We start from the raw sequence: 17068 nt of genomic DNA on the forward strand, positions 1-17068 counted from the left end.
GATGGGCGGTCGGATGGTACTCTAATCGGGCTTCGAAACAGAAGTGACACATATGGAGCGCTTTAATAAATTGCAACGTTTCAATAAACAGCTTTTTGTTTAACTGCAGCTAAAACTCTGTTACGATGCAGTCCAGGCGGGTGCCGGAATGGGACTTGGGCACGCGCGAACCTACTTGAAAGGCTACTTTTATGGCTATCGAGAAGACCTTCATCATGATTAAGCCCGACGCCGTGCGCGACCGCAAGATCGGCGAGATCGTTGCTCGCATTGAGCGCAGCGGCCTTGTCATCGAGCGCATGGAGATGACCACGCTCGAGCGCGCTACCGTCGAGGAGCACTACGCCCATCTGGCCGACAAGCCCTTCTTTGGCGGTCTCTGCGACTTTATGACGAGCGGTCCGGTCGTCAAGATGGTCGTTTCCGGTCTCTCCGCTGTTGCTAAGATGCGCACCCTCATGGGCGCTACTAATCCGCTTGACGCTGCTCCTGGTACCATCCGCGGCGACTTTGCCGTCGATGTCAACGCCAACGTGATCCACGGCTCCGACTGCCTGGAGAACGCCGAGATTGAGATCAAGCGCTTCTTTGGCTAAACCAGCTTTGACTCCTTAAAGCTGTTAGCGTGTGGCTTGGGCGCCGCGGAACTCCATCCGCGGCGCCCTTTTATTCCAAAATCTATGAAGGGGCCCGCTCGGTCATGAGTTCCGAGCGGGCCCCTGCTGTTAGCTTGTGGCACTGAGTGGTTTAGGCCTCGTCGACGACCTTGAGGCCGCGCGTGTGATCGATCTCGTTGAGGAGGTTAACGCGACGCTCGTGACGGCCGCCCTCAAACTCGGCGTCGAGCCACTCGTCGACGATCATCTTAGCGAGCTCGGAGCCCACGACACGGGCACCAAAGGCGAGCACGTTGGTGTTGTTGTGCATGCGGGAGAGCTTGGCGCTGAAGGGCTCGGAGCACACGACGGCGCGTACGCCCTCGACCTTGTTGGCAGCCAGGCTAATCCCGACACCGGTGCCACAGATGAGGATGCCCAGGTCGACGTCGCCGTTGGCAACGGCCTTACCCACCTTGTAGCCGGCGATGGGGTAGTCAAAGCTCTCGGAGGTGTCGGTGCCAAAGTTCACGACCTCGCAGCCGCGCTCCTTCAGGTGCTCGGAGATGATGTTCTTGAGCTCGACGGCGGCGTGGTCGTTGCCGATACCAATCTTCATGAGTGGTTCCTCTCTGGTCTGTGCGGCGCAAATGCTAAAGGTTTTACCGCGTTCGACTGCATGATAGCGCGACTTTTGCGTAAACGCTCGGGCGTTTTTTGGTCAAACGCTTTAGCATGCAACAAGACCGGCTTCTCATGAATGAATGCTGTCAGTTTGTGCTTGAGCGCCGTCCGCCGGAACCATGGTTGCAGTTTTTGATGCATTGTTATCAAATAAAGGAGCTAACTATTTTTGAGAGCCCAGCCCGTTATGCAAGCAGGAGATACCTATGCCTACCGATTCCCTTCGTGATGCCGCGTTTTGCGATGTTTTGAACCGCGAGCTTGTCTGTGCACTCGGCTGCACCGAGCCCATTGCCGTTGCCTATGCAGCAGCGCTGGCGAGCCAGACGCTCGGTTACGAGCCCGATCATATGGATGTTGCCTGCTCGGGCAACATCATCAAGAACGTTAAGAGCGTGACCGTGCCCAACTCGGGCGGTATGCACGGTATTGAAGCCGCGGCCGTGCTGGGTGCCGTGGGCGGCGACGCCAAAAGCGCGCTCGAGGTGCTCGAGAGCGTTAACGATGAAGACCGTGCTCGCGTGGCCGAGCTCCTCGCCGACGCCGACTACTGCGATGTATCGCTTGTCGAGGGTGTGCCCAACCTCTACATCAAGGTGACTGCCACGGCCGGGGGCCATACCGCGGTCGTCGAGATTACCGACCACCACACCAATGTCACGTGCCATACCCTCGACGGTATTCCGGTGTGCGGCAAGTCGGCGGGGGAGTGTGCCGCCTGCGCCGAGCGCGTCGTGGCCGAGCGGGCGGCAGATAACGCCGACACGCCCATGTCGATCGAGACCATCATCGACTTTATCGAGGACGGTGACATTGAGGACGCCCGTGCTGCCGTTGAGCGTCAGATTGAGCTGAATGGCGCAATCAGTGCCGAGGGCCTTGCGCACGCTTGGGGCGCCGAGGTGGGTCGTACGCTGCTGGGTGCTCGTGCCGATGACGTCGCCTGCCGTGCCCGTGCCCGTGCGGCCGCCGGGTCCGACGCCCGCATGAACGGCTGCGCGCTGCCGGTCGCCATTGTGTGCGGCTCGGGCAATCAGGGCATTACCTGCGCATTGCCCGTCATGGAGTATGCCGAGTACCTGCGTTGCGACCACGAGCGCCTGGTGCGCGCCGTGATGCTGTCCGATCTTATCGCCGTGCATATCAAGAGCTATATTGGTGCGCTCTCGGCGTTTTGCGGTGCTATTTGCGCCGCGTGCGGCGCCGGCGCCGCGATTACCTGGCTGTGCGGTGGCACGCGCGAGCAGATTGGCGCGACGGTCTCGAACACGCTCGGTAACGTGGGCGGCATCGTGTGCGACGGCGCCAAAGCGAGCTGTGCCGCCAAGATCTCGGCTGCCGTCGATGCGGCGATTCTGGGCCATGATATGGCCATGCAGGGTCGCGGCTTCCGCGCCGGCGAGGGCCTGATCCAAGATACCGTTGAGCAGACAATCGCCAGTATGGGCTACGTAGGCCGCGTAGGCATGAAGGACACCGACGTCGAGATCCTCAACATCATGATCGGCAAAACCCAGGTGTGCTAGTTACGCGGTTTTACCAAACCGCGTAACCAGTCGACGCTGCAAACGCCCCCAAGCGGCAATCTGCCTTTCAATCGTCGGGCATGGCCAGAAGGCCTATGCCCTCCTCTTTCAAGGCACATTGCTCGCTTAGGGGCATTTTCGCTGACTTGTGCTCAACCTGCGGCGATATTTGGTTTGGAGCGAGGGGTCCTACGACAGTTCGTCGGCTACTTGGTGTTCGTAGAAGGCTTCTACTACGGCGTTGAATTCGCGGGCGAAGTCTTCCATGGTTCCGCGCCAGGTGGCTTGGCTGGGCTTGCCTTGGCCCACAAAGGCGGTTTGGATGCCGCAATCGGGGGACGGGAAGTCGCGTTTGGGATCGTTGCCCACCATAAGGACCTCGTGTGGCTCGAGTCCCATCACCTGAAGCTGCTCTAGATAGTAGGTGGCATCGGGCTTGCAGCGGGTGGTGTTTCCCATGTGCGTGACGAGCTCAAAGGGGGCGTCGGCCAGGTCGCCCCAGCCCATGCGGCACTCGATGGCCCCTTGGGGAAAGCTGGGGTTGGTAAAGAGCGCGCAACGCAGCCCTGCGTCCTGTACGGCCTGGAGCGCGGCGTGTGCGCCCGGCATGGCGTGGGCGTTAATGACATCGTCGTTCTTGTACGGAAGAACTTCGCGGTCATAGTAGGTAAACGCCTCGTAGATGAGGGGATCGGAGAGGCGGATCCCGCATCGGCGCTCGACCTCTTCTTGGTAAAACTCAAGATTGGTGCGGTTGTCCGTGCCGCTGCGGCGATTGGCGTTGAGGTCGACTAGGATGGTGCCGAGGCGTGCCATCGTGCCACCGCGGCTGCGGCGCCCGATATCCGCGAGCATCGAAGAGACATCCTTAAAATAGCGAAGGATGAACGCGTTGAGGTTGATGCTGAGAAGCGTCTCGTCCATATCGAAAACGACTGCTTTGAGCACGCGGGCACCTTTCTCGAAAAATCGATCTAGAATCGTTGGCTCCGGATACTTTACCCCAAAGCCGAATGCCTGGCTGGTTATCGTCAAGTTGCGGAGACGTGTGTTCATAAGATTACGAAAAAGTCTCCACACGAGTAAAAAATCGCAGTTCACGCTTGAAATCGAACTCATTTCCCCGTAACCTATACGAACGTGATTGCATAAGCGTCACATTAGTATCTGTCGGCTCCCGAGTGTTCCTAAACGTTGTGTGCTTGTCGCACCCTTCTGTAGGTCCTAGCAATCGGGGCCCCGTAGTTCGAAAGGGGTCCACCTTTGAGTGAGATTCAGAACTCGTCCATTTTCTCTCTTGACGATGTCAACGAGGAGGAGATGAACAACCTCATCGACGGTACGATTACCGACTTTGATGAGGGCGATCTCGTTAACGGCACTGTCGTTAAGATCGAGCATGACGAGGTGCTCGTTGACATCGGATTCAAGTCCGAGGGCGTTATCCCGGTCCGCGAGCTGTCCATCCGCAAGGACGCTAACCCTGCAGACATCGTTGCACTCGGTGATCCCATCGAGGCTCTGGTTCTCCAGAAGGAGGACAAGGACGGTCGTCTGGTCCTGTCCAAGAAGCGTGCCGAGTACGAGCGTGCTTGGAACCGCATCGAGGAGAAGTTCAACTCCGGCGAGAACGTCGAGGGCGAGGTTATCGAGGTTGTCAAGGGCGGCCTGATCCTCGACATCGGCCTGCGTGGCTTCCTGCCTGCTTCCCTCGTCGACCTCCGTCGCGTCAAGGACCTCACCTCTTACATGGGCACCCGCATCGAGGCCCGCGTCATCGAGATGGACCGTAACCGCAACAACGTCGTCCTCTCCCGTCGCGTCGTGCTCGAGGAGTCCCGTAAGGCCGAGCGCTCCGAGATCCTGTCCAAGCTCAAGTCTGGTATGCGTCTCCAGGGCACCGTTTCCTCCATCGTCGACTTCGGCGCCTTCGTCGACCTCGGCGGTATCGACGGCCTCATCCACATCTCCGAGCTCTCCTGGAACCACGTCAACCATCCTTCCGAGGTTGTCAAGGTCGGCCAGGAGGTCGAGGTCGAGGTTCTCGACGTCGATCTCAACCGCGAGCGCATCTCCCTGGGTCTCAAGCAGACCACCGAGGATCCGTGGCGCGCACTGGTCAAGAAGTACCCCGTCGGCGCTATCGTCGAGGGCACTGTGACCAAGCTTGTCCCGTTTGGCGCTTTCGTCGACCTGGGCGAGGGCATCGAGGGCCTGGTGCACATCTCCGAGATGGCCAACAAGCACGTCGACCAGCCTTCTCAGGTCACCCACGTGGGCGACAAGGTTCAGGTCAAGGTCATGGAGATCGACCTCGACCGTCGTCGTATCTCTCTGTCCATGAAGTCCGCTGCTGAGACTCTGGGCGTCGAGATCGAGGTTACCCCGCTTCCTTCCGAGAAGAAGGACGAGGAGACCGACGCCGAGTAAATCGGTTTGACGATCACTTGTTTTAAGGGATCCGTCCGCAATGGACGGGTCCCTTTTTGCTTTCGCTGCTGATGCACGCGATGCTACCCGGGCTGTCCACAGGCTATTGGGTTGTCGGTGAATGAAAAAATGCCGACATCCCGCCTCGGGGAGGAGGCGGGAACGCACCGAGTAGACGGAGGGGTGCGGAGCGCGGTCGCGTCTCGACTGACGACATTGCCCATCGACAACCCTATTGTACTGCATGGCGTGGTTCTTGGTTTATCGTGTCGAACGCTTGTGTTGTGCCATTGCCTGCGGCAACGGTGTGCTACACTCTTGCACTGCTGAGTGGACCAGACGGTCGCGCGATGTGCTGTTTGCAGTACGCGTGAGGAAAGTCCGGGCTCCAGAGGGCGGGATGCCGGCTAACGGCCGGGCGGAGTGATCCGACGGAAAGCGCCGCAGAAAAGAAGACTCCCACCTGCGCCGCAAGGCGTAAAGGGAAAAGCTGAAACGGTGGTGTAAGAGACCACCAGCGTCGTGGCAACACGGCGGCTTGGCAAGCCCCATCCGGAGCAAGCGCGAATAGGAACGCTATGGGCCGGCCCGGTCCGCGTTCGGGTAGCGTGCGTGGAGCTGCACGGTAACGTGCAGACAAGATAAATGACCGTTCACGACAGAACCCGGCTTATAGGCCCACTCAGCACTTTGTTGACGCTGCGAACCCGTCAGCGCGGCAATCTGCCTTTCAAGCCTTCGGGCATGACCATAAGGTCAATGCCCTCGTCTTTCAAGGCACCTTGCTCGCGCTGACGGGTTCTCGCTTTCGTTTACGGAATCATCGGTGTTGCCGTTCTATTTACTGGGATTAACGGTACGGTCTTTGCCGTATTATTGAGGCTGTTTGTTGCTTTGCTTGTTGTTGAGGGGCTTTGTTGGACAGCTATTTTACTCTGCAATCGAATATTGAGGCTTCGGGCGAGTTTGTGGACCGCAAGAGCCGGTTTATTGCCCAGCTGGTCCATATTGAGTCCGAGGATGAGGCGAATGCCTTTATCGAGATGGTTCGCAAGCGTCATTACGATGCTCGACACAATGTTCCCGCGTGGATTTTGGTCGATGGGCGCGAGCGCCAGAGCGATGATGGTGAGCCGAGCCGCACGAGCGGTATGCCGACGCTCGAGGTGCTGCGCGGCGCGGGGCTCAAAAATGTTTGCTGCGTAGTGACGCGCTATTTTGGTGGCACGCTGTTAGGTCCTGGTGGCTTGGTGCGCGCATATACCGCGGCGACGCAGGCGGCGGTGGCAGCTGCTCGGGAGGCTGGGCAGATCGTCGAGATGACGAGCGTCGTGCCCGTTGACGTGCATGTGGCCTATCCGCAGTATGAGCAGGTGCTTCGTTTGGCGCAGGATTCGGGTGCCAAGGTTTCGGATACCGATTACGCGGATACCGTGACGATTCATTTGGTGTTTAAAGCGGGGGAGCAGGAGCCGTTTTGCGCAAAGATGCGCGAGCTTATGGCGGGGCGCGAGGAGATTGAGGTCGGCGCTCCCAAATTTGCCGAGTTCTAACGGCGACGGCCGGCGTACTTTTGGATGGATCCCAAGCGCGCCGGCCGTCGTTTTTCTGTTGCTGCCGTTTACTCGGCGAGCTGCTTTAGCATATCGCAGGCGATCTCGACGGCATCGTCGATGCAGCCGGGGCAGCTGCGGAGCGGACCCTTGTCCGATCCGATGCCCTTGAGCGTGCCGCAGACGGTCGTCGTGTTCTTCTCGCCAAAACGCTTGGCGATTTCGCGCGACAGCTTGTAGGTCTGGCCCTTGGTCTTGGGGTTTTCCATGCCGTCGCTCATTACAAAGCCCATGATGGCCACGGCGCCCGAGATGGCGCCGCAGGTTTCGGTCATGCCGCCCATGCCGGCGCCAAAGCCCTCGGTGAGGGTAAAGGCGACTTGGGGGTCGAGCCCGACGGCGGGTGCGAGCGTGCAGGCGACGGCCTGGGCGCAGTTAAAGCCACGGGCGTGGTATTCGGCAGCTTGAGCCTGACAGGCGGTGATGTCGAGCTGGGCCGTATCGATTTGCTTCATCGTTGTCTCCTTGGTCACGGTGTACCCGCCTATGGTACTCGTGACGGGGCATGTAATCATCGAGAGCTTCATGTATGCCTCATTTTTATCTATCGAGCAAATGCCCAAGGCTTGAGATAAATACCCCTGATCAATTTGTCCACTAACCTACCTTGTGGATGGGTTGAGAGGGGTGCGGGGTAGCGGTATCGTGAACCGAATAAAACTAAAACCCAGGCAAGGGAGCTAGATATGAGCGAGCAGACCATCGGTACCACATGTGTTCAGGGCGGCTATCACCCGGGAGATGCCGAGCCGCGCCAGGTGCCCATCTACCAGTCCACCACGTGGAAGTACGACACGTCCGAGCACATGGGCAAGCTGTTTGACCTGGAGGAGTCGGGCTACTTCTACAGCCGCCTGCAGAACCCCACGTGCGATCTGGTTGCCGCCAAGATCTGCGAGATGGAGGGAGGCACCGCCGCGATGCTCACGAGCTCGGGCATGGCTGCGAACTTCCTCGCGATCTTTAACGTGGCCGGTGCCGGCGATCATGTGGTCGCGAGCTCTGCCATTTACGGCGGTACCTATAACCTGCTCGCCCACACCATGGGCCGCATGGGCGTTACCTGCACGTTCGTCGCCCCCGACTGCACCGATGAGGAGCTCGAGGCAGCCTTTGAGCCCAATACCAAGCTCGTCTTTGGCGAGACGATCGCCAACCCCGCCCTTGCTGTGCTCGATATTGAGCGCTTTGCCAAGGCCGCACATGACCACGGCGTGCCGCTGATGGTCGACAACACCTTCCCGACGCCCGTGATGTGCCGTCCCTTCGAGTGGGGCGCCGACATCGTTACGCACTCCACCACCAAGTACATGGATGGACATGCTGCCTACCTGGGCGGTGTGATTGTTGACCACGGCCAGTTTGACTGGATGGCCCACGCGGATAAGTTCCCGGGTCTCACCACGCCCGACGAGAGCTACCACGGCGTGACGTATGCCGAGAAGTTCGGTCGCGAGGGTGCCTTCATTACTAAGGCCACCGCGCAGCTCATGCGCGACCTCGGCCCCATGCAGAACCCGCAGGCGGCCTTCTTCCTGAACAGCTCGCTCGAGAGCCTGCATGTACGCATGCCGCGTCATTGTGAGAACGGCCTGGCCGTTGCCAAGTTCCTGCAGAGCCATCCCAAGGTACGCTTTGTGAGCTATCCGGGCCTGGAGGGCGATAAGTACTATGACATCGCTCAGAAGTACATGCCCAACGGTACCTGCGGCGTTGTGAGCTTTGGCTTTAACGGTGGTCGCGCGGCGGCCGAGACCTTTATGAAGAGCCTTAAGCTCGCCCAGATTGCCACGCATGTGGCCGACGCCCGCACTTGCTGCCTGCATCCCGCTAACGCCACGCATCGCCAGATGAACGATGAGGAGCTCATCGCCTGTGGCATCTCCGCCGACATGGTGCGCCTGTCGTGCGGCCTTGAGGACACGGCCGATCTGATTGCCGACCTTGAGCAGGCGCTCGAGCAGTGCTAGGCTAGCTCCGTTCAAGGTGCCGATGCTGGCAGAAAGCTTCGGCGACCTTTCGTTCCGATTCCGTAGGCGGGACCCCAATCGCGACTGTTCGCAGGCGATTGGGGCCCCGTTTTTGCGTTGCACCACTCGAAAGGATAGATATGGAGAAAACTGCAGAGCAACTGCGCCGCGAGCGCATTGCCCTAGAGGGCGACACGCATGGCAAGAACAAATGGGCGATTCTGTTTACCGTGCTCATCATGACGTTTATGGTATGTCTGGATTCGACCGTCGTGACCGTGGCGCTGCCCGTGATGCAAAAGGAGCTGGGCGTGGGCCTCGATCGCATTCAGCTGGTGAGCTCGGTGTATCTGCTTGCGACGTGCGTGGCCATGCTGCCGTTTGGCCGTCTGGGCGACGTGCGCGGCAAGGTCGGCGTGTTCCAGCTGGGCGTCATCGTCTTTACGGTCGGTTCGCTGCTGTGCGGCCTTTCGGCCTCGCTCGAGGTCCTTATTCTGGCACGCATTGTTCAGGGCGTCGGTTGCGCGGCGGCCATGGCTAACAATATGGGTATCATCACCGAGTCGTTTCCGGCGTGCGAACGAGGCCGTGCCATGGGTATTCTCGCGACCTTCGTGGCCCTCGGCATGATGTGTGGCCCCGTGCTGGGCGGCATGCTGGTGGCAAGCTTTCCCTGGGAGAGTATCTTCCTCATCAACCTGCCCATTGGTGTCATCTCGTTTATCGTGGGGCTCTATACACTGCCACATGTTAAGCCGGAGGCCGGCGAGCGCTCCATGTCCCTGATCGAGGCCGCTCGTCGCTGCTTTGCAAATTCGGCCTTCACCATCAACCTTGTCTGCATGCTCATCGTGTTCGTTGGCATTGGCGCATCCGAGTTTATCCTGCCGTTCTATTTTCAGGACGCCCACGGCTTTGGTTCCGACATCTCGGGACTACTCTTTTTGGCGCTGCCGATGGTGAATGCCTTTATCGGCCCGCTTTCGGGTACGGTTTCGGACCGTGTTGGCTGCGAGGGCCCCACGGCAGTCGGCCTGGGCGTGTACGTGTGCGGTCTTTTTGCGGTAAGCACGCTCGACGAGTGCTCTTCCATCCCTGTGATCGTGTGCTGTGCCGCGTTTATGTCGTGCGGCACGTCGATTTTCCAGAGCCCCAATAACTCGCTGTATATGGGCTCGGCTCCGCGCGAGGCACTCGGTTTTGCGGGCAGCTTGGGCAGTTTGGCGCGCTATGCCGGCATGGCACTCGGCATTACGGTGGCGTCGAATATCCTGTATGGGCAGATGAGCGTGGCGATGGGCGAGGCCGTGACCAGTTTTGTTGCAGGCCGTCCGGATGTGTTCTTGTTTGGTTTCCGTTCGGTGTTCTATGTGTTGATGGTTGTGGCCGCTGTGGGCTTTGCGCTCGCCGTGGTGCGTTTGGTGAGGATGCGTGCCCGCCATTAATGCGTTGGGAGGCTGTCTGCCACGAATCGGGCCTATCTACTGGTCTTGCGGCTTTATGGTGCGATGCGGCTTGTGGGGCGGGCGAGGGTCGGTCCGTGGTAGACTATCGAACAACGTTTATTAATCGCGCGGTATCTTGCCGCGAGAAGGGGTTGCGCCATGCAGGAGCTTGAGGATCGTATTCGCCATGACGGCATCGTAAAGGCCGGTAACGTCCTTAAGGTTGATGCCTTCCTCAACCACCAATGCGATGTTGAGCTGTTCGACCACATGGGTGCCGAGTGGGCCCGTCTGTTCGAGGGCGTCGAGATCAACAAGATCCTGACGATCGAGGCTTCGGGCATTGGCATGGCTTGCATTGCAGCCCAGCATTTTGGCGGCGTGCCGGTGGTCTTTGCCAAGAAGGCCCAGTCCATCAACCTTGACGGCGAGCAGTATGCCACGACCATCTACTCCTTTACCAAGCAGAAGGAGTACCCGGTCATCGTTGGCAAGCGCTTCCTGTCCGAGGGCGACAAGGTCCTGATCATCGACGACTTTTTGGCCAACGGGTGCGCGCTCGAGGGTCTTATCAAGATCTGCGAGGCTGCGGGTGCCGAGGTTGCCGGCATTGGCATCGCCGTTGAGAAGGGCTTCCAGGGCGGTGGCGATAAGCTCCGCGAGCGCGGCTTCCGCGTTGAGAGCCTGGCCCGTATCGCCGATATGGACTGCGAGACCGGCGAGATTACCTTCGCCTAAGCGCGCAACACAAGCGATTGGTATGCGATGTGACAAAGGGACCGTCCCTTTGTCACATTTTTTGTATGAGGGGAGGTGTTGATATGGATGAGAACAAGATGGGATGGCGTGAGTATGCGCACTATGCCGAGATGTCGGTCGAGGAGTTGGCGCGCGATTGCGAGGTGCAGGTGTTTCGCGCGACGGGTCCGGGCGGCCAGGGTGTGAACACGACGGACTCGGCGGTGCGCATGAAGCATGGGCCCACGGGGATTGTCGTGACGGCGCGCGAGAGCCGTAGCCAGTTTCAGAATCGCAGCTGCTGTTTGCGTAAGCTGAGGGCAGAGCTTGAGCGTCGTGGCCGTCCACCGCGCCGACGCGTAAAGACCAAGGTTCCCCAGCGCTCTCGCCAGCGCAGACTCAACGACAAACACTTCAACGCCATTAAAAAGGCCAACCGTCGCAAACCGGGCAGCGACGAATGATCTCTTCATAAGTTGCGGTGAAATAGGGGTGGCTAGTGGGTGGGGCGCCAGACGTGGAGGGCGCCGGCGAGGATGTCGACCTCGATGCGCGAGGCGACAACGGGCTCGCCGTCGGCCTGGATGGGGTAGTCGGGCTCCTCAAAGGTGAGCTCAACATGGCGGCAGCGGCGCATGCGAACCGGCGGCAACTTGGTATGGTGGCCGTCCTTGGCCGAAAGGAACATAGGCAGGGCAACCGCGCGAGGGACGGGGCCGCAGGCGTAGCAGACGTCGAGTGTGTCGTCACAGGGGTCGGCATCGGGGCAGATGCGATAGCCCGAGCCATACGTAGGACCCAGCTGAATCGCCATGATGATCGCCCTCACGCGTTCGGCGGGCGCCCCGTCAAAGCTGACTGACATGGGGTAGTTGCGATAGCGTAGGCCAAACTGCTCAAGTCCCGAGAGAGTGTAGAGCGGCGCGCCCGTCAAGCCGGTCTTTTTGCGCAGCTCGGTGGTGCCAAGGCCGATGGCGGCATCGATGCCGACCGAAAGCGTCTGGTCGTAGTACTCAACGGTAGCCTCGCCGCTACCGCTTGCTGGGTTCCATGAGCGAATACGCCCGATGTCTTGACGCTGCAGCTCACAGGTGAGCAGCGCGCCAAAATCCTTACCGGAGAAATCTTCGATACCGAGCGTTTGGGCAAAATCGTTGCCGGAGCCAACGGGTAGGACGGCAAGGGCAGGACGGCCCGATTCATCCTGCGTCATGAGTCCATTGACGACCTCGTGGATCACGCCGTCGCCGCCAAGGGCGATAACGGTGCGATAGCCCTGAGCCTGGGCGGCCAGCTCCTTGGCGTGCCCCATGCGCTCGGTTAGCACCAGGTCAAACTGGGATGCGCGTGCAGTCATGTCCAAAAAGCGCTGCAGGCGCTCGGCAACTTCATGCGCCGCACCCGACTGGGCGGCTGGGTTGGCGATGATGAGCGTGCGACCAAAATCAGTTGCGTGCATGTGGCGACTCCCGGCGTATGACGTGACGGTGCGGTCGCGCTCAGGTCGAATTGCCCCCGATTGTGGCTGCACGGCGAATACTTACGTCTACTCTATCAGGTCGTTGTGGCGCTCGATAGCATCCGCTACCGTACCGCCCTCATCCACAATAAGCGAACGGCGCTTGGGTGAGATGATGCGCTGGGCGGGGTACACGCCGCGGTGCCCGCCGGTTAGGTAGCTGATAAAGGCCACGATGACAAAGAACCCGGCGGCCGTGCCGTGGAACAGGTCGATGGCCATCATGCAGGTGGTGATGGGCACGTTGAGGCCGGCGCAGAATACACCGAGCATGCCCAGCGCCGCCAGAAAGCTGGGGTCGATTCCGACGAGGCAACCGATCCAGCCGCCGAGCGCCGCACCGATGCCAAACAGGGGCGTGACCTCGCCGCCTTGGAAGCCGGCGCCCAGGGTCAGCGCTGTGACGACCAACTTGATGGCTGCGTCCACCAGGGTGGTGTTGCCGGCGAACCCGGCGCCTGAGAGCCAGGTGGCAAGGCCGGCATACTTCCAGGCGCCGAGCATCGCGTAGGCCGCGAGCACCACGAGCGCGCCCACGAGTGCGCGAACGAGGTAATTGGTGATAATGCGACCGTACAGGCTCTTGACGGTTCGAACCGACCAGGCAAAGAGGCGTGCCGTCAGACCGAAGATGATGGCGCTGATAACAACGATGACGACCGTTTTGGGCGTCATGCCGGGAACGCTGGCGATGACATTCGCCTCGTACTCGGTACCCAGGGCGAGTGATGTAAAGTAGCCGGTAAACGAGGCGACCAGGCAGTAGATGCCCGCGGTGTAGTCGATCTTGCCGATAAAGCACATCTCCATGCCAAAGAAAGCTCCGGCAAGGGGCGAACCGAATACGGCGCCAAAGGCCGATGAGATGCCGGCGAGCATGAGGTCGTGGTGGTCATGCTTTTTGAGGTGGGCGAGGCTCGAGATGTTGCTGGCGATGGTGCCGCCAATCTGCACCGCGGCTCCCTCGCGACCGGCCGATCCGCCCGTTAGGTGCGTGAGCGTGGAGCAGACGAAGGTGAGGACGGCCATGCGCATATGGATGAGGCGCGTGCCCAGAGCGGAGTCGATGACCAGGTTGTTGCCGCGCTTGGCGGCAAGACCGTGGTTTTTGTACACCCATGCGGTGGCCATGCCCACAACGGGAAGCAGCGCGTAAATCCACGCATGGCGCTCGCGATAGTCGGTCGCGATATTCAGCGAGGCCAAAAACGCCCAGGCGGCAACGCCCATGGCGAGCGAGACAATGATGACGAGTGCGAGCAACTTGGCGCTCGCGAGTAGGTTGCGGGCGTTGCGGCGCGTGTCGGCAGCCAAGAGGTGCTCGGAGCGGGTGAGCTGATGCCTGCCTGCCGTGATAACGTCGTTCAGGGAGAAAAAACCGCCTTCGTCGAGCGGCTGGGAATGATCCCGCGCTTCGTTTGCGCTTTCGGGTTTGTCGTTATGAGCCATACGTTCCTCTTTTAGGTTGCAACGCAAGCATTATAAAACGCGGTAAACGCGACGAGCCGGTGGGTTGGTTTCCATTCTGTTTCGCGGCCTGCAACCGACAGGTGTATTTGCGGATATAGGCCGAGTCGCGGTCGTGCGTCGGGGGATTATACTGAGACAAGCATAAAGAATCGGCGCCCGTGTTGTGCGCCGTGGCATTAAGAGGTGCATATGGCAGAGAAACTCATTCCGCTGGAGGACGCACAGTCGATTATCCTGTCGCATGTTGCTCCGACCGATCTCGTCGAGATTCCCGTGTGGCAGGCCACCGGTCTTCCCTTGGCCGAGGACGCGGTGGCCGACATCGACATCTCGCCGTTTGCCAACAGCGCCATGGACGGGTATGCCGTGCGCTCGGCGGACTTGGCACAGGCATCTGGCGAGGCGCCGGTGACGCTCGACGTTATCGGACACGAGGCCGCGGGCCATGTCTTTGAGGGCACAATCGGCGCGGGCGAGACCGTCCGCATCATGACGGGCGCGCCGGTGCCCGAAGGTGCCGATGCCGTGGTGAAGTACGAGATCGTCGACGTACTCGATGGCGACGGCAACGAGGGCTCGCACGTTCGCTTCTCGGCACCTGCCAAGGTAGGGGAGAACGTTCGCTCTGCCGCCGAGGAGGCCCATGCCGGCGATGTTGTGATGCATGCCGGCGAGGTCGTGGCTCCGGCGGGCGCCGGCTTGCTGGCAAGCGCCGGATACGCGAGCGTGAAGGTGCACGCTGCCCCACGTGTGGGCATCATCTCGCTGGGCACGGAACTGGTCGCACCGAGTAAGGTACCGGCGTGCGGTCAGATTCGCGATTCCAACTCCTCGGCGCTGATGGCCGAGGCGCTCGATGCCGGCGCCGAGCCCGTGTTCTACGGTATTGCGCCCGACGATGAGCAGGCGATTGGCGAGCTGGTGCATCGCGCCACGCGAGAGTGCGATTTTGTCATTACGAGCGGCGGCGCCTCGGCGGGCGATTACGACTACGTGACGGCGCTCGTCCGGCGCGAGGGCGAGGTGCTGTTCGACCGCATCTCGATGCGTCCGGGCAAGGCCATCACGTTTGGTTTGCTCGGGGGTAAGCCCTACCTCGGGCTTTCGGGCAATCCCGCTGCTGCGTATGTGGGCTTTGAGATGCTCGCCCGTCCGGCGATCCGCAAGATGCGCGGCTTTGCCGAGGGTGCGCGTCCCGTGCAGCAGGCGATATTGACGCACTGCGTGAAGAAGCGCCAGGACCGACGCTTCTTCGATCGCGCCACGGTTTTGCGCGACCCCGAGACCGGTGAGCTGTTGGTGACCGAGGCCAAGACGCAGAATTCGGCGCTGCTCGGCACGATGCAGCGGTCCAACTGCCTGCTGCGTATTGACGAAGGACCGTGCGAGCTCAAGGCGGGCGACGTCGTGGATGTCGTGCGTGTCGACCTGCCCGAGGGCACGGTGTTGTAAGAGGAAGACTATGGAGTTGAAGATTTCGATCGTGACGTGCTCGGATACGCGCGATCTTGCTCAGGACGAGGCTGGAGCCGCACTCGAGGAACTTATCGAGGCGCAGGGCTGGACGGTCGTCTCACATGTGGTCGTGCGCGACGACGCCAGCGAGATCGGTGATGCCATTGTGGAAGCTGCCGATGAGTGCCACGCCAATGTCGTACTCACCTGCGGCGGCACAGGGCTTTCGATGCGAGATGTAACGCCCGAGGCGACGCGTGCCGTCTGCGACCGCGATGTGCCGGGTATTGCAGAGGCAATCCGTGCGTACTCCATGACCAAGACGCGCCGCGCTATGCTCTCGCGCGCTATTTGCATGCAACGAGGTCATACGCTTGTCGTAAACTTTCCCGGTTCTACGAAGGCCGCCCGCGAAAGCTGGGAGGCCATAGCAGACCAGCTGGAGCATGCGGCTCAGATGACAGCGGGCGGCGGACATACCAACTAAGCGGTTTACCTGCGGCGGGGCGACCTGAACGGCTGCTCCGCCTTTGTTTTCCGCCGAAGCGGCACCGAGATGCACGGCAACTCGAATCTATATTCTCTAGCGAGAATAATTTCTCACTATCATTATTCGCGCGGAAGTATAATCTAGTAACAGAATAAAGCCTGCGGCGGGGTGCCCGGGCATAGCGTTCGAAAGGGTTGAATATGTTCGATATGGTTTCACGCCGCGGTTTTGTCTCGCTTTCTGCTGCCGCTGCCGCCGGCCTTGGCCTTGCCGGCTGCTCGGGCAACAAGACGTCCGAGCCCGCTGGTTCCGATGCCGGCTCCGCCAAGGCCTCTTCCAAGAAGGAAACCGTCGAGCTACAGATTTTCGCCGCCAACTCACTCGAGAAGGCCCTACCCGAGGTTCAGGAGCTCTACACCGACCAGACTGGCACCACGTTTGCCGATACGCAGTTTAAGGCTTCCGGCGATTTGGTCGAGCAGATGCGCGCCGGTGCCGCCGTCGACGTGCTCATCACGGCCTCCAAGGGCACCATGGACGATGCCGAGGTCGCCGAGCTCGTCGACGTCGACACACGTGAGGACATGTTCGTCAACGACCTTGTGATCGTTCGTGCCGAGGGCTCCGACACCAAGGTTGAGGCCATCGCGGACGTCGCGAACCTGGACGGCAAGATCGCCATCGGCGACGCCAAGACCGTTCCCGCCGGCAAGTACGCCAACCAGGCGCTGGCTTCCGTAGGCCTCTATACCGGCACCGAGGGCGACGACGGCGAGTATGCACCCGAGCTTGTCGACAAGGTGGCCCTGGCCGACAAGGTCGGCACCGCTGCCGCCTACGTTTCTACGGGCGACTGCGTGGCTGGCTTTGTCTACAGTTCCGACATCTTCCGCTATGACGGCATCGAGGAGGCCTTCGTGTGCCCCGAGGACTCGCACAAGCCCATCGTGTACCCGGGCGCAGTGGCCGATAGCTCCGAGCACGCCGACGAGGCCAAGGCGTTTATCGACTTTTGCCTGACCAACAAGAAGGCCCAGAAGATTTGGGCCAAATACGGCTTTGAGCTTTCCGAGTAGTGCGGCTTGGCGCGATAATTCCATCGTTTTGTGTTTCACTCCGTCCTTGTATTCGC

Annotated in this window: 15 protein-coding genes, 1 other RNA gene and 1 pseudogene; 12 read left to right on the forward strand and 5 right to left on the reverse strand. The window is 60.4% G+C overall.

The window, feature by feature from the left end:
- Positions 1 to 191 precede the first annotated feature (191 nt).
- Entirely contained in the window at positions 192 to 596 is a 405-nt protein-coding gene (gene ndk, locus GXM19_RS01530; RefSeq protein ID WP_006234152.1) for a nucleoside-diphosphate kinase, read from the forward strand.
- 151 nt (positions 597 to 747) lie between these two features.
- Here ndk and rpiB read toward each other — a convergent pair whose 3' ends face one another.
- Complete coding sequence (rpiB, locus tag GXM19_RS01535; protein ID WP_006234151.1) at positions 748 to 1215, reverse strand: ribose 5-phosphate isomerase B; 468 nt, start codon at positions 1213 to 1215, stop codon at positions 748 to 750.
- A gap of 271 nt (positions 1216 to 1486) precedes the next feature.
- Between rpiB and GXM19_RS01540 the strand changes: the two genes are divergently transcribed.
- Complete coding sequence (locus tag GXM19_RS01540) at positions 1487 to 2806, forward strand: L-cysteine desulfidase family protein (RefSeq protein ID WP_006234150.1); 1320 nt, start codon at positions 1487 to 1489, stop codon at positions 2804 to 2806.
- 189 nt (positions 2807 to 2995) lie between these two features.
- On the opposite strand, the gene GXM19_RS01545 is transcribed toward GXM19_RS01540, so the two are convergent.
- Positions 2996 to 3754 (reverse strand): HAD family hydrolase, encoded by a 759-nt coding sequence (locus GXM19_RS01545; protein WP_040358251.1) that lies wholly within the window; start codon positions 3752 to 3754, stop codon positions 2996 to 2998.
- 315 nt (positions 3755 to 4069) lie between these two features.
- On the opposite strand from GXM19_RS01545, the gene rpsA reads away from it, so the two are divergent.
- The 3 genes from rpsA to GXM19_RS01560 all read left to right on the forward strand — a co-directional run bounded on the left by rpsA (position 4070) and on the right by GXM19_RS01560 (position 6789).
- Positions 4070 to 5236 carry a 30S ribosomal protein S1 gene (gene rpsA, locus GXM19_RS01550; protein WP_022095232.1) on the forward strand — a complete coding sequence of 389 codons (1167 nt, stop codon included), beginning with the start codon at positions 4070 to 4072 and terminating at the stop codon, positions 5234 to 5236.
- A gap of 327 nt (positions 5237 to 5563) precedes the next feature.
- Positions 5564 to 5925, forward strand: an RNA gene (gene rnpB / locus GXM19_RS01555) — RNase P RNA component class A.
- A 225-nt stretch (positions 5926 to 6150) separates the two neighbouring features.
- Positions 6151 to 6789, forward strand: coding sequence for a YigZ family protein (locus tag GXM19_RS01560; protein WP_172544918.1), 639 nt, complete (start codon positions 6151 to 6153; stop codon positions 6787 to 6789).
- 68 nt (positions 6790 to 6857) lie between these two features.
- On the opposite strand, the gene GXM19_RS01565 is transcribed toward GXM19_RS01560, so the two are convergent.
- The gene (locus GXM19_RS01565; RefSeq protein WP_115596185.1) at positions 6858 to 7304 is read right to left on the reverse strand and encodes a C-GCAxxG-C-C family protein; all 447 of its coding nucleotides are present in this window, start codon (positions 7302 to 7304) and stop codon (positions 6858 to 6860) included.
- 231 nt (positions 7305 to 7535) lie between these two features.
- On the opposite strand from GXM19_RS01565, the gene GXM19_RS01570 reads away from it, so the two are divergent.
- From GXM19_RS01570 to GXM19_RS01585, 4 genes and pseudogenes are all read left to right on the forward strand, one after another.
- The gene (locus GXM19_RS01570; protein WP_006234141.1) at positions 7536 to 8819 is read left to right on the forward strand and encodes an O-acetylhomoserine aminocarboxypropyltransferase/cysteine synthase family protein; all 1284 of its coding nucleotides are present in this window, start codon (positions 7536 to 7538) and stop codon (positions 8817 to 8819) included.
- A 140-nt stretch (positions 8820 to 8959) separates the two neighbouring features.
- The gene (locus tag GXM19_RS01575; RefSeq protein WP_006234140.1) at positions 8960 to 10264 is read left to right on the forward strand and encodes an MFS transporter; all 1305 of its coding nucleotides are present in this window, start codon (positions 8960 to 8962) and stop codon (positions 10262 to 10264) included.
- A gap of 159 nt (positions 10265 to 10423) precedes the next feature.
- A complete protein-coding gene (locus GXM19_RS01580; RefSeq protein WP_006234139.1) occupies positions 10424 to 11002 on the forward strand; it encodes a xanthine phosphoribosyltransferase in 579 nt (192 codons plus the stop codon).
- A gap of 152 nt (positions 11003 to 11154) precedes the next feature.
- A pseudogene (locus GXM19_RS01585) lies at positions 11155 to 11466 on the forward strand (peptide chain release factor-like protein); the annotation flags it as partial.
- A gap of 32 nt (positions 11467 to 11498) precedes the next feature.
- Here the strand turns inward: GXM19_RS01585 and GXM19_RS01590 are convergent.
- Both GXM19_RS01590 and GXM19_RS01595 read right to left on the reverse strand, forming a co-directional pair.
- Complete coding sequence (locus GXM19_RS01590) at positions 11499 to 12461, reverse strand: diacylglycerol/lipid kinase family protein (protein ID WP_006234137.1); 963 nt, start codon at positions 12459 to 12461, stop codon at positions 11499 to 11501.
- Between the two features lie 87 nt (positions 12462 to 12548).
- A complete protein-coding gene (locus tag GXM19_RS01595) occupies positions 12549 to 13970 on the reverse strand; it encodes a chloride channel protein (RefSeq protein WP_006234136.1) in 1422 nt (473 codons plus the stop codon).
- A 210-nt stretch (positions 13971 to 14180) separates the two neighbouring features.
- Between GXM19_RS01595 and GXM19_RS01600 the strand changes: the two genes are divergently transcribed.
- The 3 genes from GXM19_RS01600 (at position 14181) to modA (ending at position 17012) form a co-directional block, all read left to right on the forward strand.
- A complete protein-coding gene (locus GXM19_RS01600) occupies positions 14181 to 15443 on the forward strand; it encodes a molybdopterin molybdotransferase MoeA (protein ID WP_006234135.1) in 1263 nt (420 codons plus the stop codon).
- A 10-nt stretch (positions 15444 to 15453) separates the two neighbouring features.
- A complete protein-coding gene (locus tag GXM19_RS01605; RefSeq protein WP_006234134.1) occupies positions 15454 to 15933 on the forward strand; it encodes a MogA/MoaB family molybdenum cofactor biosynthesis protein in 480 nt (159 codons plus the stop codon).
- Between the two features lie 203 nt (positions 15934 to 16136).
- Complete coding sequence (gene modA, locus GXM19_RS01610) at positions 16137 to 17012, forward strand: molybdate ABC transporter substrate-binding protein (RefSeq protein WP_006234133.1); 876 nt, start codon at positions 16137 to 16139, stop codon at positions 17010 to 17012.
- The last annotated feature ends 56 nt before the right edge of the window (positions 17013 to 17068 follow it).

The organism is Collinsella aerofaciens ATCC 25986 (assembly GCF_010509075.1).
In the GTDB taxonomy this organism is placed as follows: domain Bacteria; phylum Actinomycetota; class Coriobacteriia; order Coriobacteriales; family Coriobacteriaceae; genus Collinsella; species Collinsella aerofaciens.